The sequence below is a fragment of the Streptomyces sp. TS71-3 genome, from assembly GCF_018327685.1.
Classification (GTDB): Bacteria; Actinomycetota; Actinomycetes; order Streptomycetales; family Streptomycetaceae; genus Streptomyces.
The window spans coordinates 2,080,033-2,106,283 of record NZ_BNEL01000003.1 but is presented as its reverse complement, the minus strand read 5'-3'; the positions used below and the strand labels follow the sequence as shown (position 1 = coordinate 2,106,283).

Here is a 26,251-nt window from a genome sequence, read left to right as displayed (position 1 = left end):
ACAGGCAAGGTCAGCGGGTCAGGTGGACCGTGAGAGCAGGTCGGCCTACCGGACGGAGGCGTACCGATTGGCGGCCTCGGCGACTTTCCGGTTGTAATCCGCCCCCGAGTCGTAGGCGTTGATCGCGGCGATCCAGTTGCCGGCGACCGCCAGGTCCCCGCCGGTCCGGCACAGGTAGACGCCGGCGGCGAGGGCGGCGTCGTCGATGTTGTTCACGTCCCTCCTGCCATCGCCGTTGCCGTCCTTGGCCTGCGTGGTCCAGGTCGCCGGAATGAACTGCATCGGGCCGACCGCGTGGTCCCATGTCCTGTCCCCGTCGAGAGTGCCGTCGTCGGTGTCCGGCACCCTGGCGACGTGATGGCCGTTGAGAGGGACGCCGATGATGGTCGGGGTGGCCTCGCCGGCGTGGCCGATGCCGGCGCCGTTCATGGTGCCGTGCCGGGATTCGACCTCGCCGATGCCGGCCAGGGTGTTCCACCCCAGGTGGCATGAGGAGTCCGTCGCGGCGACCGCGAGGGACGCCCCGGCGTAGGCGGTCAGGGCTCGTTCGGGGATGCCGGCGGCCTCAGCGGTCCGGGTGACCCAGGCCGGATCAGGCAGTTCGGCGATCGGGGTGCCCGAAGAAGAAGGGAGCGTACCGGCCGGCGAGGGGGCCGGGGACGGCGTGCGAGGCGGCGCCGTGCGGGGCGATCCGCCAGAGGTCGCCTGGGCGCTGGGATCGAGCACGGCGGCGACGAGCGCGCCCGTTCCGAGGACCGCGAGAGCGGCGCCCACGGCGGGCAGCATCCACCGGCGGCGGGGGGCGGCGCCGGAGTCGGCGGCCGACCTGCGGGCTGCCGGCTCCATGTCGCTGCCGGACGGGCGCGGCGGGGGGCTCGGGGACGGGTCCTGGAGGCGTTTGGGGGGGCCGCCTTCCCCGGCCACGGGGGGTGCGGCAGTGCCGGCGGCTTCGGGTGGTTCTCCGGTCGCCGTCCGAGGGCGGGGGGCGGACGTGCGCAGGCCGGCGCGGGCGCGGCGGCGCCATGCCTTGGCGATCAGGCCCTGGCGGGGGGCGAGGAACCAGGCCAGGAGGAAGTCGGCTGTCAGGACCAGGACGATCGTGCCTCCGGTGGGCAGGTCCCAGCCCCAGGAGACGTAGAGGCCTACCAGGGCGCCCAGGGCGCCGGCGGCCGGGGAGAGGACCATCATGACGCCGAGCCTGTCGGTGAGCATCCGGGCGGTGGCCGCGGGCGTGACCAGCAGGGCCAGGACGAGGATGTTGCCGATGGTCTGGACGCTGATGACGACCGCGAGGGTGACCAGGACGTAGAGGACGAGGTCGAGCCGGAACACGGGAATCCCCATGGCGCGGGCGGATTCGCGGTCCAGGGAGATGGTGACCAGCTCTTTGTGCAGGGCGAACAGCACCGCCAGGATGACGAGGGAGGTGACGGCGTCGATGTACAGGTCGGATGTGGGGATACCGGTGATGGAGCCGAACAGGAACTGTTCGAGGCTGCCGGCGTATCCCGGGGCCTGGGAGATGATGACGACGCCGAGGGCGAAGGCGGCCACGAAGAAGACGCCGATGACGGAGCTCTCGTTGAGGCGCCGGTTCTGGGAGAAGACCGCCACCAGGACGGCGGTGGCCACCCCGGCGAGCGTGCCGCCGAGCACGAGGTTGCCCTCCACGGCGAAGGCGACGGCCAGGCCGGGGAAGACCGCGTGGGAGACGGCGTCCCCGATGAAGGCCATGCCCCGCAGGACCACGTAGGTGCCGACCACGCCGCACACGAGGGACGACATGAGGGCGACGGCCAGGGCTTTGGGGAGGAACGCGAGATCGGGGTTGAGCAGGTCGGTCAGGAATTCGATCGGACTCATGTCAGGCCGCCTTCAGGATGCGCAACAGGGCGGAGTTCTCGCTCACTTTGAACGTCGCCGTCCACGGAGAGAGGTCCGCCGTGAGCTCCGCGGGGGTGCCGACGGCGATCACGGTGCGGTCGAGCAGGGCGAGCCGGTCGCATCCGTCGAGCGCGGAGAGGATGTCATGGGTGGTCATCAACACGGCCCGCCCTTCATGGGCCAGGCCGGTGAAGAGTTCCGACAGCAGCTCCTGGGTGGTCATGTCCAGGCCGGTGAACGGTTCGTCCAGGAGCAGCAGCGCCGGGCGCAGGGCCAGTGCCCGGGCCACGAGCACCCGTTGACGCTGTCCCCCGGACAGTTGCCCGACGGGTCGGTCAGCCAGCGACCTCATCCGTACCCGGTCGAGGGCGTCGGCCACGGCCTCCCACTCGGCCGGCCCCGGACGGCGGAACAGCCCCAGGCGTCCGGTCAGACCGGTCATGACCGTGTTCGCCACCGACAGCGGGAACTCCCAGGCGAAGTCGTGGCGTTGCGGCACGTACCCGATCGGTGTGCGTCCGGGCCGCGTCCGGTGGCCGTCGATCCGCACCTGCCCGGCCACCGGGCGCAGCAGGCCGAGGACGGTGCGCAGCAGCGTGGTCTTGCCGGCGCCGTTGGGACCGATCAGGCCGACCAGCTCGCCCCGGTCGACGCTGAGCGCGGCATCGGCCAGCACGAGCTTGCCCGCGAGCTCCACGGATACGTTGTCCACCGCCAGAGCCGGGGTGGTGGATTCCTCCGTCACCGCCCGTCACCCCCGTCCGACGGGGCCCCGGCGTGGGCGCCGAGGACACGGCGCCTGGCCCGGTTGCCGCGCACGATCACGAGGGTGAACCCAACGATGAGAGCGACGGCGACCAGCACGATCGCGCCGATGAGGGCCAGCACCAGCGGGTCCTGTCCCCAGGAGGCGCCGGCCTGGGTCTCCTGTGCCGTCTTCGTCGGCGCCGTCGGCGGGGCGGAGGAGGCGGCAGAGGCCGGGGCGGAGGAGGAGTCAGTGGGGGTCCTGCCCTTCCACGCCGTGGCCAGCGCCGTGTCGGTGGACGTGGCGGTGCCGACGGCGAAACGGACCAGCTCGGTGTCGGAGACCTTGGTGCCGTCCGTCAGGGTCGCCGACGCCCGCATCCGCACCAGGTAGACACCTGGCTTGGTGAAGACCCAGTTGGCGTGGGTGTGGGTGTTGGTGTCCACCCAGACCTGCTGGTCACCCGTCTTCCGGGAGTTCCACAGCACCTGTGGGGCGCCGAAGTCACCGGACTGAAGATAGACGGTGAGTTGGCCCGGGCCCTGTACCCCGGTGACCGATATGGTGGCGCCCCGGTCGAGCTTGTTCATGACCGTGGGGTCCTGGGTGTTCCAGCCGGCCCAGACGACGTCGGGGTTCTGGGTCTCCGGCACGACCCACACCCCGGCCCCGGGGGCCGCGCCGATGAAGGAGTAGGCGGAGTTGTCCGGGACGGTCACCTTCGCCGCGTCGACGACGCGCAGCACGGTCTCGCCGGGATAGCGCCAGACGCTGGCGGCGTTCGCGTCGGCCTTGTGGGCGTCGTCGCGGATGAGGAACTTCCAGGCCCCGCCGTCGAACTTGGGGCCCATGTCCACGTGCCCGGCCCCGATCACGTGGTCTCCGTGGACGATCGGCTCGTCCGCGCCGATCGTCTGGTCCAGTGCCGGGTCGCCCGGGCCGTCCGCCCGGGCGGCGGCGGGAGTCAGGGCCGCGGCCAGCGTGAGCAGCGCGGTCGCGGCCAGGGACAGCAGGCGCCGGGGTCTGCGGTGCGGGGTGAGGGCGTCGCGCATCATGGTGTCTTCCGGTCGGTCAGGGCGTCGGTGGGTGGCTGCCGGGCTGCTCGGGGGGCGAGGCACGCGAGGAGTGAGTCGGCGTTGAAGCGCATCATCCGCACGTAGGTGGGGGCGCGGGAGTCGAGGGTGTCACCGTAGATCGGGCAGACCTGGATGTGCTGTTCGGCCGCGAGCTGGGTCAGCTCGGAGGAGCGGGCCTTGAGGTTGGGTTCGAGGAACACAGCCTTGAGGTGGAGGTTGCGGATCGTGTCGGCCAGTCGGCGCCGGTCGGCCAGGGACGGCTCGCTGGCAGGATTGGGGGTGACGAAGCCGGCCACGTTCACGTCGTAGGCCTGGGCGAGGTAGGCGAAGGCGTCGTGCGTGGTCACCAGGTTCCTGTTCGCCTTGGGGATCTTCGCCACGGTGCTGCGCACATAGCCGTCGAGCCTGTCCAGCCGGGCCAGGTACCTTGCGGCGTTGGCCCGGTAGACGGCGGCTCCGGCGGGATCCTTGCCGATCAGGGTGTCCCGGATGAGCTTCACGTACGCCTCGGCGTTGCGCACGTTCTGCCACAGGTGGGGGTCGATCTCGCCGTGCACGTGCTTGCCGAGCACCGCCTGGGCGAGCTGGTAGACCTGGTCTCCGGCATGCCCGAGGAACCCGAACTGGGCATCACCGGGGATCTCCTCGATGGCCTTGTTCGGTACGTCGATGACGACCTGGTCCGCCTTGTAGTGCTTCTGCGTGTACTCACCACCGCCGGAGGGGTCGTACAGCACGTCCATGCCGCCGCGGTCCAGGTCCGCGGTGAGGTCGGCGTGCCCCTCGTCGAGCACGGTGGCGCCGGGGACGCCGGCCCTGTAGGGGTCCACCCCGACCGCGAAGGTGAAGGTCGACTGCCCCAGGTCGACCGGCAGGGACGTGTCGTCGACCTTCAGTTGGGCGCGCAGGGTGAGCGTGTAGACGCCCGGCCTGGTGAACGCCCACGACAGGTGGGTGTGCGCCGCGGCGGGCAGGGTCGCGGTGTCGTCCCGGTACCCGTCCTTCTCGTCGAAGCCGTCGGAGGAGTCGAAGTACACGTCGGTGTCGCCGAAGGTACCGGTCAGGTAGGCGTACACGTCGCCCGGCCCGGTCGCCTTCACGGCCTGGATCAGCACGTCGGAGGCGCGGGTTGCCCCGTACTTCGCTCCGGTGCCGTGGGCGCGCAGACCGAGCCAGACGGTGTCCAGGTGGACGTTCTCGACCAGGGGGACCAGTTCGGCCGAGTACTTCACCGACTCCTCCGCCAGCGACACGTTCGCCGCGTCCTTCGAGAGGTTGGCGTCGAGGGTCTTGATGACGTTGTGCTCCTCCAGCAGGGCGTAGTTGGAGAACGCGACGTCGGCGTAGACGACGTCGCGGGCGTCCCGCAGGGTCGGTTCGTAGGTGTGCGGGTCCGCCCCGTCCGGGACGATGGGGGCCACGTCCACCCGGTCGCCACCGACGTTCCTGGCCAGGTCGGCCAGGATGCCGGTGGTGGTGACCACCTGGAGGCGGCCGGTGCCGGGCTCCAGCAGGGGCCCGGCGGCGCATCCGGCCAGCAGCACGGCCGCCGTCGTGACCGACGCCAGTGCCGTACCGGCCCGGCGGCCCGCAAGGAGGATGCGGGCCGCCCGTTCACGGCGCCTCACGGTGCGGCCGGCGCCTGGCGTGGGGCGCCCTCTCCCTTCCGGCGCCGCCACCACAGTGCTCCGGTCCCGGCCGCTCCGAGCAGCAGCAGTCCGCCGAGGATGCCCAGCAGCAGCGGCACCAGTTTCCGGGCCTCGGACCGCGCGTCGCCTCCGGCGCCCCCCTCTGCCTGGCCGGGCAGCCGTCCGGCGGCGGCGTGGGCCGCCTGCGCCTGCAACTGCTTCGCGGCGGCCTTCGCGTCGGCCAGCGTGTCGTCGCCGGTCAGAGCGGAGTGGGAGACCACTCCGCAGCCGGTGGCGCCGGTCGTCACCTTCGTCGGGTCGACGTCGCCGACCGCGATGGTCAGCACCTCGCTGTCGGAGGAGGTCTTCCCGCTCTTCAACGTGGCGGTCTGGGTGAAGTGCAGCCGGTAGACACCCTGCTTGCTGAACGCCCAGTTCGCGTGGGCGTGCACACCCAGGGCGATCCGGTACGTGCCGGTCCCGTCGAACACCATGTGCTCCACACCGCCGAACGAGCCGGTCATGTACACCTTCACGGTGCCCGGGCCGTCGACCTGGGTCAACTTCCAGGTCACGGGGCCGGCGGCGTTGCCGGCGTTGAGCAGTTCGGTGGACCAGCCGAGCCAGATCAGGGACATGTTCTGCGTCTGCGGCACCTGCCACACCGTCGAGCCCGCCGGCCCGACCGGCCCGAACCCGGACGGCAGGCTCACCTTGGCGGCCGGTTTGAGCCACAGCACCGTCTGGGACGGCTCCCGGTAGACGCGGGGCCCGGTCGAGTCGTCACCGATCAGCGACTCCAGCTTCCCGCCGACGACGTGCGAGCCGTAGTCCAGGTGCCCGGCCGAGATGACGGTCGCCTTGGCCGGCGTGCACTGGGCCGCGGTGTTCTTCCCCGCGGGCCCGGACCCGCCCGTCGTGGTGGACTTCCCGCCGGTGTCCGCGGGCAGGGTCTTTCCGACGCACTGCTTGCCGCCCGGCACCGCCGTGGCCGGGTCGACGTCGCCGACCGCGATGGTCAGCACCTCGCTGTCGGAGGAGGTCTTCCCGCTCTTCAACGTGGCGGTCTGGGTGAAGTGCAGCCGGTAGACACCCTGCTTGCTGAACGCCCAGTTCGCGTGGGCGTGCACCCGCAGCGGGATCTGGTACGTGCCCGTCCCGTCGAACACCAGGGACTGCACGCCGCCGAACACGTCGTTCAGGAACACCTTGACCGTGCCCGGCCCGTCCACGTCGGTGAGCTTCCAGGCCACCGACCCTGACACCTTGCTGTCGTCGAGCGTCTCGGTGGACCACCCCAGCCAGATCAGGTCCATGTTCTGGGTCTGCGGCACCATGTACACGCTCGATCCGACGGCCCCGATCTGCTCGTATCCGGACGGCAACGTCACCTTGCTGGACGGCTTGAGCCACAGCACCGTCTTCGACGGCTCGCGGAACACCTCGCTGCCCGACGAGTTGTCGCCGATCAGCGACTGCACCCTTCCGCCGATCACCTGGGTCGAGTAGTCCAGGTGCCCCGAGCTGATGATGGTCGTGGTCGCCTCGCACGATGACGGCGGGTCGTCGGACCCGCCCCCGCCGGTGTCCGGCGGGGGGTCGTCGGACCCGCCTCCACCGGTGTCCGGCGGGGCCAGCAGCGAGAGCGCGTCCCAGCCGATGAGCCCCCCGGACTCGGACTTGACCACCAGCTTGTGTGCACCCAGCGCCGCGTCCGAGGGCAGCCGCGTCTGGACCGCCCCGGACGAGCCGACCTGCGCCCACCCGAGCCAGGTCGGGTCCGAGTGCAGCCACACCGACACCCATCGGCCCTGGTACTCCCAGCCCACCTGGGTGGTGACCAACTGGCCCGGGGTGAAGCCGTCCTCGTCGCCCAGTACCTGCACACCACCCGAGGTGGCGTCGGTCAGCTGGGAGTCCGGTATCGGTGTCACGTCCTGCGTGCCGGGCTCGCCCGTGCTCGTGAAGCACGCGCCAGGATCGATCTTGCGCACCTTGACCTTGCCGACCGCGACGGCCAGGGTGAAGTCGTCGGAAACCTTCTTGCCCGATGCCAGGGTCGTCGAACGCGTGAACGCGAGGCAGTAGGCCCCCTCCGCGCTGAACGCCCATGACCCGTGCACGTGCGCGTTCTGCGGGATCAGGTACGAGTCCGCCGCGGTGACCCCGTCACGCGTGTTGTACAGGACGTTCACACCGGCCAGGTCGGTGGGGTCGGAGGTGTACAGGGCGAACTCGCCGGGCCCGGTGACGCGGTCCAGCGTCCACTGCACCCCCGTTCTGGTCGCGGACAGCGGGATCTCCTCCGTCGACCAGCCCGGCCACAGCAGACCCTCCTGCTGGGTCTCCGAGACCTGCCAGATCGTCGAACCGCCGGGACCGAGGAACGCGTACTGCGAAGCCGCCGGGACCGTGGTCCTCGATCCCGGCAGGAGCTGGAACACCGCGCCGTTGCCGTTGTTGGTGCTGCTGCGCTCCGCGCTGGACATCGAGTTGCTTCCGGTCAGCGGGTGGTAGCGGGCGTCGCTGGACTCGGTCGTGTCCTTCACCCACGTCTCCAGCGTGTCCCCGTGCAGCTTGCCGGCCACGTCGACGTGGCCGTCGTTGAGGATCACCGCGCCCGAGTCGGTCAGCGTCTCGTTCGGGACGTTCCAGTCGGACTCGTCCCCGCCTCCGGAGGAGTCGTCGACACCGAACGGCTGCTGGCCGCGGGAGCAGGTGGTGATCTTCGACCGGTCGATGTAGGAGCTGTCGGACGGGTCCGTGCTGCCGCCCACGACCGTCAACGTCCCTGTCACGCTCACCGGCGAACCTCTCCCCGCCTGGGTCAGGGAGAAGGTCAGGGGGACGCAGTACACCCCTGCCTTCGAGACGTGGAGGCTCAGGCCGTTCTTCATGCTCGACTGCTGTGTCAGCGAGGTGACATCGATTGTCTGCGTCGCGCTCTCCCCGTCGAAGACCCGGAACGCGGCCGTGCCGGGGCCTCTCACGTCACCCAGTGACACCCTGAGCTGCCCGTCCATGCTGCCCCAGGGGAGCCGGTCCGTGGACACCGTGACCACCTGGTAGGCCCCGGCCTGCCACGCGCCGTCTGCGCCGTTGTGGTTGTAGGACACGACCACGTCGTCCAGGTCGCGGTACTCCCCTTCGCCCGACAGCGCGGTATGCAGGTACGCGGGCGCGTCCGCGGTGCCGTCGGCCGTGATCTCCGGTGCGATGTCCAGCTCCCCGGTGTCCCCGGCGAAGAGGACCGCGGACTGGGACGGAGCCGGCTTCACCGGGGACAGGGAGTCCACCGGCGGCGTCACCGAGGTGTCCCGGTCGCACGGGGTCACGTTCTTCGCCTCGGCCACGTCTCCGACCCACACCGTAAGCATCCCCGACCCGTGGACCCAGGAGCCGTCGGCCAGTTCGGTCGACGCCGTCATGTTCAGGCAGTAGCGGCCCTGCGCGCTGAACGCCCAGTAGGCGTGGACGTGCGCCGGCACGAACCACGAATAGGACGCCGGTGTATCCCACCTGGTGCTGTACAGGATGTCCAGGGGCGCGGCGCCGCTGCGGTAGACGACGACGTCACCGGGCCCGTCGACCCCGGACATGGTGAGGTTGACCGTCCGGCTGCCGCCGAGTTGGCTGCGTTTCCAGTTCTCCGTGCTGAAGCCGGGCCACAGGAATCCCTTCGCCTCCGCCTCGGGCCAGTAGTAGTAGGTGCTTCCGGAAGGGCCGATGAAGGTGTAGTCCGCGTTCGAGGTCGGCTCGGGCACCTTTCCGGTCATCAGTCCCGTCATCACGAGGTTGTCGGAGTCGACGAACTTCCCGTCGACGGACGGATCACCGGAGGCGGGAACGACGCCCACGTCGAGTCCGTCCCCGTTGTCGTTCAGCCAGACACGGGTGTCGACATGGTGCTCGCTCAGTACCATCACTCCGCCGGTGTCGCCCCCACCGCCGTCGCCCCCACCGCCGTCGTCACCGCCGCCGTCGTCACCGCCGCCGTCGTCACCCGTCTGCTCGCACATGGCGATGGTGCCGGGCAGATCCCCGACGATCACCGTGTAGGTCGCCGAGCGCGTGCGTGCCGTACCGCTGCCCTTCGAGACCATCGTCTCCGAGACGGTCAGGCAGTACGTGCCGGCTGCCGTGAACGAGGTCGCCCGGTAGGTCGCGCCGTTCAGGTACGGCACCGCCTGCGCGGTCCCTGACCCGCCGCCGTCCAGCCCCGCGGTGTCCCAGCCCACGCTTCCGTCCGCGGACATCAGCTGGAACCGCCCGCCGTCGGGAACCTCGGCACCGGTCAGCCTGTAGGACGGCTGCGGACTGCCCGCGATGGCGCCCTTGACGGCGTAGTTGATGCCGTCCTTCGCTCCGGCCACGTCCAGGCCGAACAGGATGCGGGCCCCCGCCCCGGTGGTGTAGGCGGGAACATCGTCGACCTTGGCGGGTGTGGACCAGGTCTTGCCGGCGGCGTCGTACTCGCCGGCCCCGAGATGCAGGACCGCGTCCGTGGCGGAGTACCACTTCTGGTCCGCGTAGGCACCCGTCTTGTCCAGCAGCCCCAGATCGAAGGAGTCGAAGTCGGTGCCGTCCGTGCTGACGCCTGACAGCTTCGGGGTCAGCGCGATGTTTCCCGCCGACAGCACCGTCGGCCCGTCGTCGGTCTGCCGCGCAGTGGTGGTGGTGACGCTCCTGTCCCGGTCGGTGCGCTTTCCGGCGTCGTCCACGGCGAACGTGTAGGTCGCCTGCTCGCTGGTGAGCGTGGTCTTCGTCCCGTCGCCGGCCTCCACCGGGAGGCTCGCCCGCAGGGTGAGCTCGTAGCGTCCGGCAGCGGAGAAGGAGAACCCCAGGGAGCGGCGGTCGCCCACCGCCTGGGTGTCGGCGTGCGGTTGGCCGTCGGCGGTGCCCAGCACCACGTCACCGTCCGCGTCACTCACCCTGACCTTCGCGCCCTGCGGCCCTGTGGCCTTCACCAGGGCCACCTCCGTGTCCCCGGCGGCGCGCTCGCCCGCCGGCAACGAGATCCTCGTGGTGTCGACGTAGGCCGGCGTCGTGGTGCCGGCCGCCTGCACATGCAACAGGCTCTGGCCGGGCTCGACGAGTTCGCTGCCGCCGTGCGCGACGGATCCCAGGCGCAGACCGCCGTCGCCATCGGTGGTGACGGCGATCGCGCTGGAGCCGGCGACATCGATCGCGGTCCGGCTCCGGCTGGTCGGCGCGTGCACCGGCGCGGGGTCCGTCACGGCTGCCGAGAGGGGCAGCCCGGCGGCCAGCACGCCGACAGCAAGAGCCACGGTGAGGATGGGGCGGGCGAGGATGCGGGAGATCATCTGACGTCTCATGGGAAGTGGCCAATCGGGCACGAGATGCACGCGCGGGGTGGGCGAAGCCGGATCCGCTCGGGGAAGCCGACCCGCGAGCGCGGTGGGGTCCGGCCCGTGGCACCGGGACGGACCCCACCGCGGGGATGTCAGTCCTCGACGGTGAACTGGTAGGTCACCGGGGCCGATGCCGCCACGGCCGCGTTGTCGGTCGAGGCGGTGACCCGGAACTTGTAGACGCCCGCCTTGTTGAAGGTCCAGTCGAAGTGGTGGTGGATCGGCTCGCTCGCGCTGCCGCCGAGGTCGAAGGTCTGCGGGGTGGGGAACTGAGAGGTCCCCCCGGACGGGGCGCTCACCAGCGTGATGTTGAACGTGATGTGGTCGGTGGCGCTCAGGCTGTTGAACAGGCCGTAGGCGACGTCGGGGCCCGACGTACCGTGTCTCGCCAGGTCCTCACCCGTACCGGCTATCCCCAGGTAGAGGATCGGGTTGTCGACGAAGCTCGACGGTTCGTCCGCGGGCAGCACCCACGTGTTCGGGTGGGTGTCCGCCTCGTAGTTGAAGTTCGCCTGCGGCACCGTGAAGTCGTACTGCGGTGTGCCGGTGGCGGCGTTCACCTCCGAGCCGGGGTAGTAGCCGGGCTCGAAGCTGGACCCGGGCAGGAATTCGTCCTCGTCCACGTTGCTCCCGAGGACGAGCTGGTCGCCGTCCTCGTTGAGGGCGACGTGCAGGCCGTCGACATGTCCGATGTCGATCGTGCCGGCGGACCCAGCCGCCTGGGAGGGGCCGGCGCCCAGGAGGGTGAGCAGCAGGGCGCTGCTCCCGGCGACCGCCCCGACCAACGTCGCGCGCCGACGGGCTCGTGTTCCACGCGAGGTACCGAGAGTGGTGTTCATGAGTGTTTCCTTTCACCGGAGGAGGTGTGGTTGAGAGAACTGGGGAACGTCGCCCTCGCGTGGGACGCGCGGCGACGCCGGCGATGAGGGGGTGCGGGTCGAGGAGGGAGGGAGGGAGGGGGCCGGGGCACAGCCACGATGCGGCGACCCCGGCAGGAGGGAGTCGTACGGGAGCGATCGCCCCCCGGAGACGTGCAACAGCCCTGCCGGTGGGAAGAACTGCTCTCCGCGCCGGTGCGACGCGGCCCGGATCTCGGCCGTCCCGTCGCCCCGGAACCCGCGAGAACGCGCGTAGACACGGAGCACCGCACATCGCCGCGCACCGCAAGACCCCCCACCGGGTCGGCCGAAAGCATGCACACGGCCCACCGGCAATCAGGCGGATCGGTACACGCGCAGGTCGAACGGCCCCACTGCTACGTGCTGATCGCCCGCATCCCCCACCCTCCCCCTGCGGCCTTCACTCCAAATTTCGATAATGAAAATCATGTGCGGAAACATGTGAAGTCTGAACCCGCTGGGGGTGGTTGTCAAGTACGCAACACACCGGCTGGCGTGGGAGGTTCGCTGCGTCCGGCCGTACGACCCGGCCGGGAGCTCCGTCAGCCGGCCAGGGACGCGGAACGGGCTCGGAGGCGGGACGGCGCGGTCGTTGGTGATGAGCCCGGTGTCGCGGCTCCACCGCATGCGGGTACCCGAGCACATCACGGTGGGCACGCACGGCAGCGCGCGGCTGTGGTGGTTCGGCGTGCTCCCGACGTGGACCCACCACATCACCGTGCAACGGCTGGATCCGCTGGAGAGCTACACCCACGAGCACGGCGGACCCGTACACACGTGGCGGCACCGCCTGACCTTCGTCCCCTCGGCGACGACCGCTGCCGCTACACCGACGAGATCGAAACCGACGATGGCCGACGCCTGGCACCGACCCGGCTGTTCATCCGGCTCCTGTTCCGCCACCGGCCCCGCCGCTGGCACCGGCTCGCCCACCTGGTGCGGTGCATGGAACGAACCTGGCGCGGGCTGCCTTCTGCGACGAGGGTTGGCGGACCTGCACGTCACCGGCAAGCAGAAGCGCACGGCCGCGGCGAACACGAGCTTGGCCACCACGCAATGAGGCGGCACCCTCGTTGAGCGTCGAGCGAGGATGACACCTGAAGCCGGCCCGCCGACCTCCGTCATGCGGACCTCGGTGTACCCGCTGTCCATCTGCGCGAATGTTCTCGGTGAAGGCCCCTGGTCATGCGCAGACGTCGAAGGTCGGTCTGGACGCGGCGATCCGCCGTGACCACCACGGCGGCCTCACCTTGCGGGAGCTGGAGTGCGAGGAGATCGTCGCCTGACGGACGGACGGTGCGCACGGCCCTGGACTCGCCCTGCCGGAGCCGCGCATGCCGCTCCCGCCGTGGCCGTCGGGGGGACTCACCAGTAGACGCTGCTCACAAGAAGCGGTCGCGGCCGGCCGGCAAGGTCAGCAGGCGCAGCTGCAACCGCGGTTGTTGACCGCTACGCGGCTGGTGGTTCCCTCTTCGGCCCACCGCTTCTCAGTGGCGGCGCGCAACTCGGGATCCTCGATCCAGGGCCGGTTGTTCTCCAGGACCTCGCGCTCCCACCCGGCGTCGAGCTGCTGGTTGCTGCCCGGGTCGGTGGCCCGCATCTCGGTGATGACCGCCGGGGTGATGACGCGCCCCCGGAAGAGCTGGGGGGTGATCTCACCGATGAGCATCTTCTCCCACGCGTCGCGCGGCCGCCGTTCGCGCTTGACGCGGTTGGCCTTGATTCGCCCCATCGGGGCCTCCTCACTTCTGACGACGGGGGCCGGTAGCGGCACCAGGCCCACGGGCTTATCCATTATGACATTCATTTCCGTATGACGCGGGACCGAGTCCGGGCGGCCGAGAGCATCGCCTTGGTCCAAACGCGGGACTTCACGCTTGGTAGGCCTTTGGTCGATGCGCCATGAGCGGTTCGTAGCGGGGTCGCGGCGACGAGGCTGCCCCAGCGCAGGGCCTGGCGGCGTGATGGGTGACAGCAGTCCATGCCCGCGTGCGTGTCCGAGAAGTTGCCGACGTCGCCGAGCGGCAGTTCGGTGTCCGTGGGAACGGGCATCGGTCTGCCGCTCGGCGACGTCATCGGCGGACCCGGTGAACGAGGTCACGACGACGGACGTGTCCATGACGGTGACGATCTCGACGTCCTGCACGAGGAGCGCACCCTTGGGGACCGCTGCCGGATCGGCGGCCGCCACTCCGGGCTTCAGCCGACGTCCCTCCAGTTCCCGGGCGTCGGCGGATCGGCCGACGCCCGGGCCAGTTCACCACGCTCGCCACCCCGAAGGGTCGGCACCTGTTCACACTGGCGCTCTCCAACGACCTGCACATGGGCGAGACCACCTCGGGCATCATCACCGGCCTACCCGCCCGCATTCACTCAGGACCCGGGGCTGCCGCCGTACCCGGAGGTCATGCTCACCGGCATGCCGGACGACCTGCGGCGGCCCGACAGGGCCGCGGACCGGCTCCTCGTCGCGGGCGACCTGACGTCCGAGGCCAAGCCCGCCGACGTGGCCCGGGTGCGTGAACTCCTCGACGGGTACGGGCGCCTCGACCACGACTACTTCGTCACCCGCGGCAACCACGACCGGCCGCACGTCGGCGACGCGTACGACACTTGCACGGTCCTGCCCGACGCCACGGACCACCACGACTGCCGGGGCGACGTGTTCCCCACCAGGCGTCAGACGTGTTCCCCACCAGGCGTCAGCAGTTGCACTCGGCGCAGATCGGCGGCCTGCGCCTGGTCGGTCTGGACACAGCGACCCTGGACACGGCCGGCGGCACGCTCGACCCCGGGCAGTTCAACGACCTGGAGCACGAGCTGCGCAAGGACCGCGACCGTCCGACGCCGCTGTTCGGCCACCACCCGGTGACCTGGGAGTCCGCAGTCACCTCCGCCGCAGGCCCCGCCTTCGACCTCGACCAGACCAAGTCCGTGCCCTGGAGAAGCTGTACACGAAGACGCCGGGCGTGTTCTTCCACCACAGCGGCCACACGCACCGCAACAAGCGCACATTCGCCCAGGACGCCCCGGCGCACCGCGTGGAGTTCCTGGAGGTCGGCGCCCCGAAGGAGTACCCGGGCGGCTTCTCACTGCTCAAGGTCCACACGGGCGGCTACCTGGTCAACTACTACAAGACCAGGTCGGACCTGGCCCGCCAGTGGAGCCAGCGCACCCGGGGCGAGTACTTCGGCGTCTGGCCGCACTACACGCTGGGCACGATCGAGGACCGCAACCACACGGTCGACCGCGATCTGTCGGGGCTGAAGCCGCTGGCGTGACGGAGCCACGCTCGTCGAGCGAGGCGAGCAGGCCGCATCGACACGGACAAGCACACAGAGGAGTAGTCCGGCGCCGCCACACCGACGGCGCCGGACCTCTCCCTCCCGGCGAGCCCCCGACCTCATGGAACACCGCCACACGCAGGCACCGCGTCGGCAGCGGGCTCGCGCGCGTCGCCATCCGGTCCGAACCCGCACAACCCCGTCACCAGCACATCAACACTTGGCAACGATTTTCATATCGCTCCACTTCGAGTATGGTCTTGACATTCGTTTCCACCTAGCGTGGCGCCCGCCGGTCCCCACACCGGCGGTCTCCTGTGAAACGTTGTGACACACCCGTCGTGGAGGATCCATGCTCTCGTCCCCATCCCGCCTCATGGCACTGACAGCCGGTGCCTCCCTGGTTCTGCTCGCAGGCTGCGGGAGTTCGTCGGGCTCCGGAGGCGACGACAGCAGCTCGCCCGGCGCATCGTCGTCCTCCAAGGTCCCGGTGGTCGCCTCCACGAACGTCTACGGCGACATCGCGGGCAAGATAGGGGGCGGGAAGGTCGACATCACGTCGATCATCCACGACCCCGACCAGGACCCGCACTCCTACGAGGCCGACACCCACACCCAGTTGGCCCTGTCCAAGGCGAAGGTCGTCATCGAGAACGGCGGCGGCTACGACGACTTCGTCGACAAGATGCTCAAGAGCGGGAACTCCTCCACCGAGTTGATCAACGTGGTCCAGCTCTCCGGCAAGACCGCGCCCAAGGGCGGGGAGCTCAACGAGCACGTCTGGTACGACTTCCCCACCGTCGCCAAGCTGGCCGACCGCATAGCCGGCGCCCTGGGCAAGGCCGACCCCGACGACGCTGCCACCTTCACGAAGAACGCCGAGGCCTTCAAGGCCAAGCTGGCGCCCCTGGAGGCCAAGGAGGCCGCCATCAAGAAGGACCACGCCGGCCAGGGCGTCGCCATCACCGAGCCCGTGCCGCTGTACATGACCCAGGCGAGCGGCCTGGTCAACAAGACCCCCGCGGACTTCAGCGAGGCCATCGAGGAGGGCGACGACGTCTCGCCGAAGACCCTCCAGACCACCCTCGGCCTGTTCAGCGGCAAGCAGGTGAAGGTGCTCGCCTACAACGCGCAGACCTCCGGGCCGCAGACCAAGAAGGTCGAGGACGCCGCCAAGGCGGCCGGCATCCCCGTCGTCCCCGTCACGGAGACCCTGCCGACCGGCAAGGACTACCTCGGCTGGATGAACGGCAACGTCGACGCCCTCGCGAGCGCACTGGACAAGTGAGACGGCACGGCGTGGCCTTGGTGTGACCCGGTCCGCCGGGGCGGGACAGCGGGCCCGCCCCGGCGGACCGGGATTCCGGCGCAGGCGCAGGCGCCCTGATCGGCCTGCACGGCGCCGATCTGCGGGGTGGCGAGCGCACGGTCCGCAGTGCTTCGAACAACGGTGTTCCACTGGGTGAGATTCCACTGGGGGCGATGTGCCATGGGCGGCCGTACCACCCGGCAGCGAACGGCTGTCCTGCGAGCACTCGCGGGCAGTCAGGACTTCGTGTCGGCCCGGGAGTTGTACGCGCTCCTGGTCGGGGGCACCCACACGATCGGCCTGACCACCGTCTACCGGGCGCTGCGCGACCTTGAGGATGCGGGAGCGGTGGACGTCGTGCGCGACGAGCGGACCGCGGAGGGGGCGCAGGGCGGCGACTCCGGTGCGCGAAGGCCCCCCGGCGAGCGCGGACGGCTCTACCGCCTGCGGCGGGCCGACGGGCACCGTCACTACCTGATCTGCCGCTGCTGCGGGCGCAGTCAGCCGCTGGACTCGGACGTGGTCGAGGAGTGGGCCGCGCGCGTCGCCGTCGACAGCGGATTCGCCGCGGTGCAGCACACCGTGGAACTGACCGGCCTGTGCGCCGACTGCCACGTCGACGGCGAGGCCCGGGCGGAGCGGCCGTGCCACCTGGTGCCCGGCCGCCGCGGCGACCGGGACGGACTCCGCGGTCACGCGGGCTGACCAGATGCGGGCTTCCCGGTCCCCGTGAGGAGACCGTCCCGACGTCCGGACGCCGCCCGGGTGCGGTGACCGGACCACGCACCGGTGTCAACGCCTCCGCCCCGGCCCCGCCCCGCCCGGTAAGCAGCGCCACCACGGCCTCCGCCGCCTGGGACCACCCGCGCTCGGCACACCCGCCGGCCGGCGAGCCGGCCCGTTCAGACCGGCACGTCACCTCGCACGCGAGCGGCGGCCTCCGCGGCCCCGTACACCGTGGTGGCCGTCGCCAGGACGGCGAAGCTGGGCGGCAGCACCGGAACGGCGTAACTGAGGGCGAGCCCCGCCCACATCTCGGCGACCGCCAGCGTCACGGAGAGCAGCAGGGCGCGGCAGGGGCGCCGGGTCATGCGGTGCGCGGCTCCCGCGGGGGCCGCGAGCAGGCCGAGGAGCAGCAGGGAGCCGACCGCCTGTGCGGCCTCGGCGGCGCAGGCTCCGGTCAGGACCAGGAAGGCGAGGCCGAGGGCGCCTACGGGTACGCCACGGGCGGCGGCCACCGACTCGTCGAGCGAGGCGAAGAGCAGCGGTCGGGCCAGCGCCAGGACTGCCACGCAGATCCCCGCGGCCGTCGCCGCGGCCGTCCATGCCTGACCGCCCGAGAGGCCGAAGACGGAGCCGAACAGGACGCTCACCCCCGCCGTGCCGTGTGTGGCACCCCGCGAGGTGGTGTAGAGGGTGAGGAAGAAGGCCCCGAGCCCCAGCAACCAGGACAGGACGCTGCCGATGGCGACGTCGTCGACCCGCCTGCGCCCCCCGATCACCCCGAGCAGGAGGGCTACCGCGATGGTGGCCGCGAACAGTCCCACCCTCGGGTCCACCCCCGCCGCGAGCGCGGCCAGGGCGCCGGTGAACGCGACGTGGCCCAGCACGTCGCCGGTGAAGACCTGGGCGCGCAGCACCAGGAAGTAGCCGATCAGGCCCCCGGCCGCCGCGATGCCGGTGCCCGCGACCAGCGCGTGGACGAGGAAGGGGTGCTCGAACGCGCTCATGCGGGGCCTCCCGCGAGCCGCCGGAGCCGGGCCAGGACATAGCAGGCGAAAGCGATGCTCGTCACGTGGAAGCCGATCGGGTAGGGCGTGTAGTAGGCGGCCGCCAGCCCGGTCCACACCACGGCGAGGGCGATCACCACGGACAGCGCGAGGCCCAGGCCTGGCCGGGCGGTGAGCTGCTGTGCCGTCGCCGCCGGCACCACGAGCAGCGCGAACACCAGCAGGCTGCCGGTGATCTGGCTGGCGCCCGCCGTGGCGGCCCCCAGCAGGACCATGAACGCGGCCGACAGCGCCCGCACCGGGACACCCCGCGCAGCGGCCACGGCCGGGTCGACCGAGGCGAGGAGCAGCGGTCGACCCATGATCGCCAGTGCTCCCAGCGCGGCCGCCGCGATCAGCGCCAACGTCACCACCTGCGCGTCGGTGATGCCCAGAAAGCTCCCGAACAGCAGCGAGTCGACGCCGCCGAGAAAGCCCTTGTAGAGGGCCACGAAGAGATATCCGCAGGCCAGCAGGGCGGATTGCACCGTGCCGGTGAGCGCGGCGTCATGACCGGTCTCCCGGGGCCCCAGTACCGCGAGGACGCCGGCCGCGCCGACGCAGAATCCGAAGTAGCCGAGGCCCGGGGCGACGCCGAGCAACGTGGCGAACGCGGCACCCGGAAAGCTCACCATGGCGAGGGTGTGGCCCGCGAACGTCTGCCGCCGCAGGACGGTGAACCACCCCATGACGGCGGCCAGCACCGCCACGACCGTCCCGGCGCGGAAGGCGTTGACCATGAACGGGTACGCCCACAGACTCCGTATCACACTCACGAGGCATGCCGATCCTTGTGCACGGCAGACGGTTCGGGGGCCCCGACCACGACCAGCCGCCCGTCGCTGGCGCGCAGCACCTCCACGGGCGCGCCGTACAGGCCGCTCAGCGTCTCGGTGGTGATGACCTCCTCGGGCCGCCCGGCGGCCACCCGGCCCTCGGCGAGGTACACGACGCGGTCGAGCCACGGCAGGATCGCGTTCACGTCGTGGGCGACCATCACCACGCTCACCCTCCGCTCCCGGCAGATCCTCCCGACCAGCGCGGCGACGGCACGCTGGTGGGCCAGATCGAGGCTGTCCAGGGGCTCGTCCAGCAACAGCAGTTCAGGACGGCGCACGAGGGCCTGGGCGATCAGCAGCCGCTGCTGCTCGCCACCCGAGCAGGCCCCGATCGGCCGGTGGGCGTAGGAGGCGGCGCCGACCAGCTCGACGGCATCGGCGACGCGTGCGCGCTCGTCGCGTCGACGTGCGCTGAAGCGTGCGGGCAGCGGGAGCGGGACGCCCCAGCGGTCACCGTCGAGACCGAGACGCACGACGTCCAGGCCCCGGATGCGAAGGGCGGCGCCGAAGCTGCGCCGCTGCGGAAGGTAGCCCACCCGCTCCCCCGCGCGACCGGGTTCCGCGCCCAGCACCCGCACCTCGCCCCCGGCGGGCGGCACCATCCCGAGCAGCACCTTCACCAAGGTGGACTTGCCCGCTCCGTTCGGGCCCAGCACGGCCGCGAACTGCCCGGCGCCGATGTCGAGGTCGACGTTCGACCACAGGGTGCGGCCACCCACCCGCACGGCCGCACCGCGCAGCGAGACCACCGGTGTGCCGGTGGCCGGGCCCCGTGCGGGCAGGCCTCTTTGGACGGTTCCGGCGCTCATCGCCTGCCCGTCGCCTCGGCCAGCGCCGACTTGAGCGCGCGGAGCTGCCGTACCTGCCAGTCCTGGAAGGACGCACCGGCGGGGGTCAGGGTCTCGGTGACGGCCGTGACGGGAATCCCCGCCTCCTTCGCCTCCTCGACCTGCGCCCGTACGTCCGGAGTGGAGTTCTGGCTGTCGTAGACGTAGAGCTTGATCTCCTTGTCCTCGATCTGCCGGTCGATCGTGGACTTGTCCCGGGCCGTCGGATCGGTACCCGCGTTGATCGCGTCCAGGAAGCTCTCGGGCGTCAGTATCCTCAGCCCGAGGCTCTGGGCCAGCGGAACGACGATGGACTCGGAGGCGCCGATGGGGGTGCCCGCGTAGGTCTTCCTGAGACTCGCCGTCAGATCGTCGTAGGGCGCGAGCGTCTGGTCGTCGAAGGTCCTGGCACGGTGGTCGTAGTAGGCGGAGTGCTCCGGGTCGATCTTCTTGTAGTCGGCGGTGATCCTCTCGATGACCTTGTGGACGTCCTCCGGGGAGTACCAGCGGTGCGGGTTGCCGCCGGGCTTGATGCCGACCAGGTCGCCGACCTTCAGTTCGGTGCGGGCCGGCTCGGGGTTGGCGGCGAGCAGCTTGTCGGCCCAGGTGTCGTAGCCGATGCCGTTGACGATGGCGTACCGGGCCGTGGCGACCTCGCGGCCGTCGGCGGCCGTGGGCTCGTAGTCGTGCGGGTCGGCGTTCGGGTTGCTGATGATGCTGGTCACCTTCACATGGCTGCCGCCGAGTTGCCGGGCGATGCTGCCCCAGAAGTCCTCCGCCGCCACGACCCTGATCGAGGCGTCCGACGACGTGCCGGCGGCCGAGGAGGGGGCCGCGGTCGAGCAGGCGCTCGCACCCACGGCCAGGAGGGCGACCCCCAGGGCGGCGGAGGCGGCGCGTACGAGAGCGTGGTGCATGACGTGACTCCTGTCGGGCTTGCCGGGAGGGTGGGGGCGCCCGGCGATCGGTGGAAGACTCGCATCTTAGATGAACATGATTTTCAATACCAACATGACCTCCATCCCGATGGCAATGGGATCCATTTCCATATAGTGTCCTGACGCACCCGTTCACCCCGGAGGTCCCCATGGCCGTGCCCAAGCGCAAGATGTCCCGCAGCAACACCCGCCACCGCCGCGCGCAGTGGAAGGCGACGCCGCCGCGGCTCGTGCCTGTCACCGTGGACGGCGTCTCCTATCTGGTGCCCCAGCGGCTGGTGAAGGCGTACGAACGTGGGCTGCTGCGCCCCGAGGACGGCCGGTGACGCCTCACCCGCAGCCGCCGCAGACGGGCTCGGCCCACCACCCGTCACCCCGGTACGGCTCCCCCGGGGCCCGGCGGGACCACGCCCCACGGCCGCCCGTGGCACGACCCTGAAGCTCCGTGCCGGGCGGCGTGCGGGGCCGCCCGCCGCCCGGCACGGACACCCTTCCCGTGAGGCTGCCATGACGAAGCACCGCGTGAACCTGGGGCCGGTCCAGCAGACCCCGCCGATCCCGCTGTACGGACACGCGGCGGAGAACCGCAAGGACCACCCGGCGTTGCGCGACGCCCGGGGCGGCGAGATCGCCGCCGCCCTCGATCACCACTTCACCCCGTTCGAGGGCCTGCCCAGCCTGACCGGCACCGTGCTGCGCGCCTGGGACGGATCACGCATGACCGACACGGTGGCGGCCCGGAGCAGGGGCCCTACTTCTTCTCCGCTTCCTCTCCGCTGAAGCCGTCCTTCCCTTCCTGACGGAGGCGGACGTCCGGCGCGTCGTCGGCCTGCTCAGCGACCGCTTCCCGGCTCGCTGCCGGCCCTCGACACTGCGGGACCTTGGATGGTCGACAACCAGGACCTCCACGACGCGCTGAGCAAGGTGGAGGCGCGCATGCGGTGGAGCTGCGCGGGCCGGGCCGCACTCGCCGAACGGCGGCCCGGGGCGGAAGTCCTCGGCTCCCACACCCTCAGCAGCCCTCCTGCCGGGATGTACGACGAACTTCCCGTTCCTACCAGCAGATGCTGCCGGGGTTGGCCGCGCAGCGACTGCCGCAGATCGCGGAGTACCGGCTCAGCCTCGTCCGCCTGCTTGACGCGCGGACGGAACGACGGCCCTCTCCCGGTGGCTCGCCCCCCGGGTCGGCCCACCCTGGGCCGCGGGTGAGCCGAGCCCTCCTCTCGCCCTCAGTTGAGGTGCGCGACATGCCGCGGCGGAGGAGCCGCCCGCAGCCTGGCGGGCAGCGTGCCGTCGTCCGGCATTCCCGCCCGCAGCCATGCGGCGACCGCCTCGGCGTCGGCCGTACCGACGAGCGGACCGAGGCACACGGGTGCCCCTGTGGGCTTACGGTCCGTCGTACAGGGCTGGACGACGGCGTGGACACCCGTGCGGCCGCGGCAGTTCAGGAGCCGACTCAGGCATCCGGTGGAGATCATGACCCCGTGCCGGGACTCACGGACCGTACGGCGCAGGCCGTCCACCACCTGGTCCGCCACGGCCCGGCAGGAGCTGCAGACGACGAGAGCGAAAGGGCGACCGGGGCCACCTTGCGCGGCGTCATCCGTGCCCGCCCCTCCGCCCGGCTCACTCATGCCCGCTCCCCCGCCAAGCCTTGCCACAGGTGATGTTCACGTTCCGACCTCATCTCGCTCCGGCCGCCACGCCCGGCCATGACCGCTCAGGACGCTCGCCAGTGCGTGGCGGTGACCCTCCCGGGGGGTGCGGCCCCGACCCGGGCCGCACCCTGTGAAGCTCCTTCGTCACCGCGAAGGAGCCGTGCTCACCAGGACGACTTGGTGACGCCGGGCAGGAAGCCGGCGTGGGCCTGCTCCCGCACGCGGATCCGGGAGAGCCCGAACTTGCGCAGATGGCCGCGGGGACGGCCGTCGACGCTGTCGCGGTTGCGGACGCGGGTGGCGCTGGCGTCGCGCGGCTGGCGTCGCAGTTCGGCGAGCGCGGCACCGCGCTCGGCCTCGGTCGAGCCGGGGCGCCGGATGATCTCCTTCAGTTCGGCGCGGCGGGCGGCGTACCGCGCGACCACGGCCTTGCGCTTCTCGTTCTTCGCGATCTTGCTCCGCCTGGCCATCAGACTTTCACCCCCCGGGAACGGATACGGGCGACCGCCGCCTCCACGCCGATGCTGTCGACGATCTTGATGCCGCGGGCGCTGAGCGTCAGGCGCACGTAGCGGCCCTCGCTCGGCAGCCAGTACCGCTTGCGCTGGATGTTCGGATCGAAGCGGCGGGAGGTGCGCCGGTGCGAATGGGAGATGCGGTTGCCGAAGCCCGGCTGGGCGCCGGTCAGTTGGCAGTGGGCGGACACGGGACGACCTGCCTCTCGGACACGGGGTTCCTATCGGTAATGGAAACCATTCTCATATACTAGCGTGCATGGCTCGCAACGAACTCCGCCCGGTCATCAAGCTCCGCTCCACCGCGGGGACCGGCTACACCTACGTGACCCGCAAGAACCGCCGCAACGACCCGGACCGCATGGTGCTGCGCAAGTACGACCCCATCGCCCGCCGGCACGTCGACTTCCGCGAAGAACGCTGACCAGACCGCCCACCACTGAAGGAGCCCGCCATGAAGCCGGACCTCCACCCCGGGTACCCTCCAGTCGCCTTGTGCGACAGGGCCGCCGACTTCGCCTTCCTGACCGGTTCGACGCTCGCGAGCGACCCCACGCCGCAGTGGGAGGACGGCACCGCCCATCCCGTCGTGGGCGGTGAGGTCTCCTCGGCGAGCCGCCCTTCCCACACCGGTACCGCCCGTGTCCTCGACACGTGCGGCCAGGTGGAACGCTTCGAGGGCCGCTACGTTCGCTTCGAGGCTCGATGATGCGCGCACAGGACCGGTTGCCGGTCGTCCTCGTGGGCGGCCTGCACACCGAAGCCCGCACCCGGGTCGTCGACCGCCTGCTGGAAGCCGTGCCGGACAGCGTCGCCCTCCACCACGACCTGGCCACCGCGGGCGAGGGAACCGTACGGCGGCACGTCCGGGACGCCTCGGGCATGCTCGACTCCGGCGAGGCCCCGCTGGTCGATGACTGCGCCTGCTGCGCCCTGCGCGCGGACCTCGTCCCGGAGCTGCAACGCCTGGCGGCGTACGGAGCCGCCCGGCTGGCGATCGTCGAACTGTGGGACTCGGTCGAGCCCAAGGCCATGGCGGAGATCCTGGCGCCCACAGCGCGGACGCCCTGACGCTCACCAACGTGATCACCGCGGTCGACCTGGCGCTGGTCCTGCCCTGCCTGTCCAACGGCGACGACCTGTCCGAGGCCGGACTCGCGGCGGCGGCGACGGACCACCGCACCGTTGCCGACACCTGGGCCCGCCAGTTGGAGTACGCGCCCGTCCTGGCCCTCGTGGACAGCGCGGACGCGGACGAGCAGGACCGCGCGCTGCTTGCTCAGTTGCATCCCACCGCGCGCCGCGTCGACACGGCCGGAGGCGAACTCGCCCAGGTGGCGTTCGCCGGGTTCGACGTGGAGGCGGCGGCCACGGCCCAGCACCCCGCCTGCGCGCTCCTGCCGCAGGAGGCCGACGAAGCAGGCGTCACCACCATGGTCTGGCACCGCACCCGGCCCCTCCACCCCGAACGCCTCTACCAGGCGCTGGAGGATCTGTGCTGCGCGGCTGCACGCAGCAGGGGCCGCTTCTGGCTCGCCGACCGACCGGACACCCTGCTCTCCTGGGACGCCGCCGGCGGTGCCCTGTGCGTCGAGAGCACAGGCCCCTGGCTGGTGTCCCTGCCCGACGCCGCCTGGGAGATGGTTCCCCCGGTACGGCGCGCGGCAGCCGCCCTGGACTGGCATCCCGAGCACGGCGACCGCTGCCAGCACCTCGTCTTCACGTCCCCCGGCCTCGACCGGGACGGCATCACACGGCTTCTCGACTCCTGCCTGCTCACCGATGCCGAATACGCGGCCGGTCCGGAGGGATGGCGGCTTCTGCCGGGATCCTTCGACGCCCTCCTCGGCGCCTGAGCGACCGCCCCTTCCCGCAACTCCCCCTGCAACGACGACTCAAGGAGGACCATGCCCCGCCGAAAAGAGACCCGCAAGCCCGTGAAGTCCCGGAGGAACCCCCTGGACGCCGCGGGCATCACCTACATCGACTACAAGGACACCAACCTGCTGCGGAAGTTCATCTCCGACCGCGGGAAGATCCGCAGCCGCCGCGTCACCCACGTCACCGCCCAGCAGCAACGCCAGCTCGCCAGGGCCATCAAGAACGCCCGCGAGATGGCCCTGCTGCCCTACTCGGACAAACAGGCATGACATCGGGGCCGCCCGGCGGGCCGCTCGCCACGGCGGCACACGACGCGGTGCGGCGCACGAGCTCGTGCGGCCCGCCCGGGCCGGCGAGATCACCCCGCCGCCGGGCGAGGCGGCCTCGACTACAGCGGCCACATCAGCGCCCGTGTGCCCGGCACCGACCTGCTGGTCATCCAGCGATCGCACGACGTGAGGGCCACCCTCACGCCCGAACGGCTGCTCGTCGTGGACCTGGACGGCACCCCGATCGCCCACGGCGGCGAGCCTGGGTCCGAGGTGTTCATCCACACCGAGGTCCACCAGGCCCGCCGCACTGACACTGGCGGCCCGGGTGGGCACCGTCAAACGCCTGTCCCGGGACGGGTTGACGCACTTCCTGGCCACCTTCAAGCGGGAGAAGCACGCCCGCAAGGCATGGAAGTACTCCACCGCACTGGCCGCACACCGCGGCCCCATTCCCGCCGGCTGGGTGCTCGACCAAGAGGCCGGCGGGTGAGGGTGTGGTCTGTATCCGTCCCGGAAGTGCGGCGGATCAACACCACGCGCCATCGGTCCCCTACTCTCGCGCCAGGGCCGTCGAGGACGATCACCGGGGCCGGCAACACTCCTGGGCCGTCGAGACGAAAGCCCGCTTCACTCGATCAAGTTCGTCCGGCCTCTCATGGCGTCGCAGAGAGTCGACGAGGTGCTGCGCCGCAGCAGCGGCGTCGGGCGGGCCTTCCAGGAATACCCCGCTCAAGGCGCGTTGCAACAAGAAGTCGTCGTCAGCATGACTCCGCCCCGTCCGCTCGGTGAGGATCCTCGCCTCTGCCGCTCCGAGGAACTCCGCATAGGTCTGGCGGCGAAGGGCGAACTCACGGTGGCCGGACTCAGCGCGAAGCGTCATGCGAACTGATTCGAGCAGGGCATCTGCCTGGCGATCCCCCGCGTGACGTGCGGCTGCCGCCTGTCGGATGCCTGCGCTGCGGGTGTACCAGCCGGTTACGACGCTGCCCGCGACCGCCGAGCCAGCGGCAATCAGGGCAATTCCCCAGTCACTCATGCCGCCATCCTCGCGATCGGACACGACTTCCCATACCCCTCCGCCGCATATGCGGCATGGATCACTCTCCGCGGCCCTCCAAGAGCGCGCGATAGGATCGGATCATGTCGCCCGACGACGCAAATGAACCCATCTCAACCTGCGGAAACGGCAAGGCCCGGCCGCGGCTTCCCAATAGAATGGATACTTCGGGCGACGGGCGACGGGCGACGGGCGACGGGCGACGGGCGACGGGCGACGGGCGACGGGCGACGGGCGACGGGCGACGGGCGACGGGCGACGGGCGACGGGCGACGGGCGACGGGCGACGGGCGACGGG

Annotated in this window: 27 protein-coding genes and 2 pseudogenes; 14 read left to right on the top strand and 15 right to left on the bottom strand. The window is 71.0% G+C overall.

What is annotated here, in order from left to right; all coding sequences use genetic code 11:
• Positions 1–45: 45 nt before the first annotated feature.
• The 6 genes from Sm713_RS33055 to Sm713_RS33030 form a co-directional block, all read right to left on the bottom strand.
• A complete protein-coding gene (locus Sm713_RS33055; protein ID WP_212913638.1) occupies positions 46–1,863 on the bottom strand; it encodes an anchored repeat-type ABC transporter permease subunit in 1,818 nt (605 codons plus the stop codon).
• Position 1,864: 1 nt separating this feature from the next.
• Positions 1,865–2,629 carry an anchored repeat-type ABC transporter ATP-binding subunit gene (locus tag Sm713_RS33050; protein WP_249416854.1) on the bottom strand — a complete coding sequence of 255 codons (765 nt, stop codon included), beginning with the start codon at positions 2,627–2,629 and terminating at the stop codon, positions 1,865–1,867.
• Positions 2,626–3,684: a TIGR03773 family transporter-associated surface protein gene (locus Sm713_RS33045; protein WP_212913637.1), complete on the bottom strand. Its 1,059-nt coding sequence runs from the start codon at positions 3,682–3,684 to the stop codon at positions 2,626–2,628. Before Sm713_RS33045 ends, Sm713_RS33050 begins: the two co-directional genes overlap by 4 nt.
• The gene (locus Sm713_RS33040; RefSeq protein ID WP_212913636.1) at positions 3,681–5,333 is read right to left on the bottom strand and encodes an anchored repeat ABC transporter, substrate-binding protein; all 1,653 of its coding nucleotides are present in this window, start codon (positions 5,331–5,333) and stop codon (positions 3,681–3,683) included. The genes Sm713_RS33045 and Sm713_RS33040 overlap by 4 nt, the downstream gene beginning before the upstream one ends.
• Positions 5,330–10,657, bottom strand: a complete 5,328-nt coding sequence (locus tag Sm713_RS33035; RefSeq protein ID WP_212913635.1) for a TIGR03773 family transporter-associated surface protein — start codon at positions 10,655–10,657, stop codon at positions 5,330–5,332. Before Sm713_RS33035 ends, Sm713_RS33040 begins: the two co-directional genes overlap by 4 nt.
• 140 nt (positions 10,658–10,797) lie before the next feature.
• The gene (locus Sm713_RS33030; RefSeq protein WP_212913634.1) at positions 10,798–11,544 is read right to left on the bottom strand and encodes a TIGR03769 domain-containing protein; all 747 of its coding nucleotides are present in this window, start codon (positions 11,542–11,544) and stop codon (positions 10,798–10,800) included.
• 685 nt (positions 11,545–12,229) lie between these two features.
• Here Sm713_RS33030 and Sm713_RS33025 point away from each other — a divergent pair.
• Positions 12,230–12,664, top strand: coding sequence for a hypothetical protein (locus tag Sm713_RS33025; RefSeq protein ID WP_212913633.1), 435 nt, complete (start codon positions 12,230–12,232; stop codon positions 12,662–12,664).
• Positions 12,665–12,764: 100 nt separating this feature from the next.
• On the top strand, positions 12,765–12,890 hold the full coding sequence (locus Sm713_RS41300; protein WP_283249837.1) for a hypothetical protein: 126 nt from the start codon (positions 12,765–12,767) through the stop codon (positions 12,888–12,890).
• A 128-nt stretch (positions 12,891–13,018) separates the two neighbouring features.
• Here Sm713_RS41300 and Sm713_RS33020 read toward each other — a convergent pair whose 3' ends face one another.
• Positions 13,019–13,336 carry a hypothetical protein gene (locus Sm713_RS33020; protein WP_212913632.1) on the bottom strand — a complete coding sequence of 106 codons (318 nt, stop codon included), beginning with the start codon at positions 13,334–13,336 and terminating at the stop codon, positions 13,019–13,021.
• Between the two features lie 687 nt (positions 13,337–14,023).
• On the opposite strand from Sm713_RS33020, the gene Sm713_RS33015 reads away from it, so the two are divergent.
• From Sm713_RS33015 to Sm713_RS33000, 4 genes are all read left to right on the top strand, one after another.
• Entirely contained in the window at positions 14,024–14,476 is a 453-nt protein-coding gene (locus tag Sm713_RS33015) for a metallophosphoesterase (protein WP_212913631.1), read from the top strand.
• A 97-nt stretch (positions 14,477–14,573) separates the two neighbouring features.
• Complete coding sequence (locus Sm713_RS33010) at positions 14,574–14,885, top strand: hypothetical protein (protein ID WP_212913630.1); 312 nt, start codon at positions 14,574–14,576, stop codon at positions 14,883–14,885.
• A gap of 355 nt (positions 14,886–15,240) precedes the next feature.
• Positions 15,241–16,176: a metal ABC transporter solute-binding protein, Zn/Mn family gene (locus Sm713_RS33005; protein ID WP_212913629.1), complete on the top strand. Its 936-nt coding sequence runs from the start codon at positions 15,241–15,243 to the stop codon at positions 16,174–16,176.
• Positions 16,177–16,377: 201 nt separating this feature from the next.
• Complete coding sequence (locus tag Sm713_RS33000; RefSeq protein WP_212913628.1) at positions 16,378–16,902, top strand: Fur family transcriptional regulator; 525 nt, start codon at positions 16,378–16,380, stop codon at positions 16,900–16,902.
• Between the two features lie 197 nt (positions 16,903–17,099).
• On the opposite strand, the gene Sm713_RS32995 is transcribed toward Sm713_RS33000, so the two are convergent.
• From Sm713_RS32995 to Sm713_RS32980, 4 genes are read right to left on the bottom strand one after another with little or no spacing between them, the layout of a single operon-like run.
• Positions 17,100–17,927, bottom strand: coding sequence for a metal ABC transporter permease (locus tag Sm713_RS32995; RefSeq protein WP_212913627.1), 828 nt, complete (start codon positions 17,925–17,927; stop codon positions 17,100–17,102).
• Positions 17,924–18,742 (bottom strand): metal ABC transporter permease, encoded by an 819-nt coding sequence (locus Sm713_RS32990; RefSeq protein ID WP_249416853.1) that lies wholly within the window; start codon positions 18,740–18,742, stop codon positions 17,924–17,926. Before Sm713_RS32990 ends, Sm713_RS32995 begins: the two co-directional genes overlap by 4 nt.
• Positions 18,739–19,614 carry a metal ABC transporter ATP-binding protein gene (locus Sm713_RS32985; protein ID WP_212913626.1) on the bottom strand — a complete coding sequence of 292 codons (876 nt, stop codon included), beginning with the start codon at positions 19,612–19,614 and terminating at the stop codon, positions 18,739–18,741. The genes Sm713_RS32990 and Sm713_RS32985 overlap by 4 nt, the downstream gene beginning before the upstream one ends.
• Complete coding sequence (locus Sm713_RS32980) at positions 19,611–20,549, bottom strand: metal ABC transporter solute-binding protein, Zn/Mn family (RefSeq protein WP_212913625.1); 939 nt, start codon at positions 20,547–20,549, stop codon at positions 19,611–19,613. The genes Sm713_RS32985 and Sm713_RS32980 overlap by 4 nt, the downstream gene beginning before the upstream one ends.
• A 170-nt stretch (positions 20,550–20,719) precedes the next feature.
• Between Sm713_RS32980 and rpmF the strand changes: the two genes are divergently transcribed.
• Together rpmF and Sm713_RS32970 are read left to right on the top strand one after the other, a co-directional pair.
• Complete coding sequence (gene rpmF / locus Sm713_RS32975) at positions 20,720–20,896, top strand: 50S ribosomal protein L32 (RefSeq protein WP_212913624.1); 177 nt, start codon at positions 20,720–20,722, stop codon at positions 20,894–20,896.
• 181 nt (positions 20,897–21,077) lie between these two features.
• Positions 21,078–21,350 carry a hypothetical protein gene (locus Sm713_RS32970; RefSeq protein WP_212913623.1) on the top strand — a complete coding sequence of 91 codons (273 nt, stop codon included), beginning with the start codon at positions 21,078–21,080 and terminating at the stop codon, positions 21,348–21,350.
• Positions 21,351–21,799: 449 nt separating this feature from the next.
• On the opposite strand, the gene Sm713_RS40950 is transcribed toward Sm713_RS32970, so the two are convergent.
• From Sm713_RS40950 to rpmB, 3 genes are all read right to left on the bottom strand, one after another.
• Positions 21,800–21,940 carry a hypothetical protein gene (locus tag Sm713_RS40950; protein ID WP_249416852.1) on the bottom strand — a complete coding sequence of 47 codons (141 nt, stop codon included), beginning with the start codon at positions 21,938–21,940 and terminating at the stop codon, positions 21,800–21,802.
• Between the two features lie 452 nt (positions 21,941–22,392).
• Entirely contained in the window at positions 22,393–22,698 is a 306-nt protein-coding gene (gene rpsN / locus Sm713_RS32960; protein WP_212913621.1) for a 30S ribosomal protein S14, read from the bottom strand.
• A complete protein-coding gene (gene rpmB, locus Sm713_RS32955) occupies positions 22,698–22,934 on the bottom strand; it encodes a 50S ribosomal protein L28 (RefSeq protein ID WP_212913620.1) in 237 nt (78 codons plus the stop codon). The genes rpsN and rpmB overlap by 1 nt, the downstream gene beginning before the upstream one ends.
• 68 nt (positions 22,935–23,002) lie before the next feature.
• Here rpmB and rpmG point away from each other — a divergent pair, with 68 nt between their 5' ends.
• The 6 genes and pseudogenes from rpmG to Sm713_RS32925 all read left to right on the top strand — a co-directional run bounded on the left by rpmG (position 23,003) and on the right by Sm713_RS32925 (position 25,386).
• On the top strand, positions 23,003–23,167 hold the full coding sequence (gene rpmG, locus Sm713_RS32950) for a 50S ribosomal protein L33 (RefSeq protein ID WP_212913619.1): 165 nt from the start codon (positions 23,003–23,005) through the stop codon (positions 23,165–23,167).
• Positions 23,168–23,197: 30 nt separating this feature from the next.
• The gene (locus Sm713_RS32945) at positions 23,198–23,452 is read left to right on the top strand and encodes a 50S ribosomal protein L31 (RefSeq protein WP_212913618.1); all 255 of its coding nucleotides are present in this window, start codon (positions 23,198–23,200) and stop codon (positions 23,450–23,452) included.
• Positions 23,452–24,599 (top strand): annotated as a pseudogene (locus tag Sm713_RS32940) (GTP-binding protein). Before Sm713_RS32945 ends, Sm713_RS32940 begins: the two are co-directional and overlap by 1 nt.
• A 51-nt stretch (positions 24,600–24,650) precedes the next feature.
• The gene (rpsR, locus tag Sm713_RS32935; RefSeq protein WP_212913617.1) at positions 24,651–24,893 is read left to right on the top strand and encodes a 30S ribosomal protein S18; all 243 of its coding nucleotides are present in this window, start codon (positions 24,651–24,653) and stop codon (positions 24,891–24,893) included.
• Between the two features lie 132 nt (positions 24,894–25,025).
• A pseudogene (locus Sm713_RS41850) lies at positions 25,026–25,190 on the top strand (class II aldolase/adducin family protein); the annotation flags it as partial.
• Between the two features lie 31 nt (positions 25,191–25,221).
• Positions 25,222–25,386: a hypothetical protein gene (locus Sm713_RS32925; protein ID WP_212913616.1), complete on the top strand. Its 165-nt coding sequence runs from the start codon at positions 25,222–25,224 to the stop codon at positions 25,384–25,386.
• A gap of 90 nt (positions 25,387–25,476) precedes the next feature.
• On the opposite strand, the gene Sm713_RS32920 is transcribed toward Sm713_RS32925, so the two are convergent.
• On the bottom strand, positions 25,477–25,932 hold the full coding sequence (locus tag Sm713_RS32920) for a hypothetical protein (protein WP_212913615.1): 456 nt from the start codon (positions 25,930–25,932) through the stop codon (positions 25,477–25,479).
• Positions 25,933–26,251 lie beyond the last annotated feature (319 nt).

Excerpts from the sequence above, each read along its gene's own strand:
- Sm713_RS33055 (WP_212913638.1), bottom strand. The coding sequence starts at position 1,863 with ATGAGTCCGATCGAATTCCTGACCGACCTGCTCAACCCCGATCTCGCG.
- Sm713_RS33045 (WP_212913637.1), bottom strand. The coding sequence starts at position 3,684 with ATGATGCGCGACGCCCTCACCCCGCACCGCAGACCCCGGCGCCTGCTG.
- Sm713_RS33035 (WP_212913635.1), bottom strand. The coding sequence starts at position 10,657 with ATGATCTCCCGCATCCTCGCCCGCCCCATCCTCACCGTGGCTCTTGCT.
- Sm713_RS33030 (WP_212913634.1), bottom strand. The coding sequence starts at position 11,544 with ATGAACACCACTCTCGGTACCTCGCGTGGAACACGAGCCCGTCGGCGC.
- Sm713_RS33025 (WP_212913633.1), top strand. The coding sequence starts at position 12,230 with ATGCGGGTACCCGAGCACATCACGGTGGGCACGCACGGCAGCGCGCGG.
- Sm713_RS41300 (WP_283249837.1), top strand. The coding sequence starts at position 12,765 with ATGTTCTCGGTGAAGGCCCCTGGTCATGCGCAGACGTCGAAGGTCGGT.
- Sm713_RS33020 (WP_212913632.1), bottom strand. The coding sequence starts at position 13,336 with ATGGGGCGAATCAAGGCCAACCGCGTCAAGCGCGAACGGCGGCCGCGC.
- Sm713_RS33015 (WP_212913631.1), top strand. The coding sequence starts at position 14,024 with ATGCCGGACGACCTGCGGCGGCCCGACAGGGCCGCGGACCGGCTCCTC.
- Sm713_RS33005 (WP_212913629.1), top strand. The coding sequence starts at position 15,241 with ATGCTCTCGTCCCCATCCCGCCTCATGGCACTGACAGCCGGTGCCTCC.
- Sm713_RS33000 (WP_212913628.1), top strand. The coding sequence starts at position 16,378 with ATGGGCGGCCGTACCACCCGGCAGCGAACGGCTGTCCTGCGAGCACTC.
- Sm713_RS32995 (WP_212913627.1), bottom strand. The coding sequence starts at position 17,927 with ATGAGCGCGTTCGAGCACCCCTTCCTCGTCCACGCGCTGGTCGCGGGC.
- Sm713_RS32985 (WP_212913626.1), bottom strand. The coding sequence starts at position 19,614 with ATGAGCGCCGGAACCGTCCAAAGAGGCCTGCCCGCACGGGGCCCGGCC.
- Sm713_RS32980 (WP_212913625.1), bottom strand. The coding sequence starts at position 20,549 with ATGCACCACGCTCTCGTACGCGCCGCCTCCGCCGCCCTGGGGGTCGCC.
- rpmF (WP_212913624.1), top strand. The coding sequence starts at position 20,720 with ATGGCCGTGCCCAAGCGCAAGATGTCCCGCAGCAACACCCGCCACCGC.
- Sm713_RS32970 (WP_212913623.1), top strand. The coding sequence starts at position 21,078 with ATGACGAAGCACCGCGTGAACCTGGGGCCGGTCCAGCAGACCCCGCCG.
- rpsN (WP_212913621.1), bottom strand. The coding sequence starts at position 22,698 with ATGGCCAGGCGGAGCAAGATCGCGAAGAACGAGAAGCGCAAGGCCGTG.
- rpmG (WP_212913619.1), top strand. The coding sequence starts at position 23,003 with ATGGCTCGCAACGAACTCCGCCCGGTCATCAAGCTCCGCTCCACCGCG.
- Sm713_RS32945 (WP_212913618.1), top strand. The coding sequence starts at position 23,198 with ATGAAGCCGGACCTCCACCCCGGGTACCCTCCAGTCGCCTTGTGCGAC.
- rpsR (WP_212913617.1), top strand. The coding sequence starts at position 24,651 with ATGCCCCGCCGAAAAGAGACCCGCAAGCCCGTGAAGTCCCGGAGGAAC.
- Sm713_RS32920 (WP_212913615.1), bottom strand. The coding sequence starts at position 25,932 with ATGAGTGACTGGGGAATTGCCCTGATTGCCGCTGGCTCGGCGGTCGCG.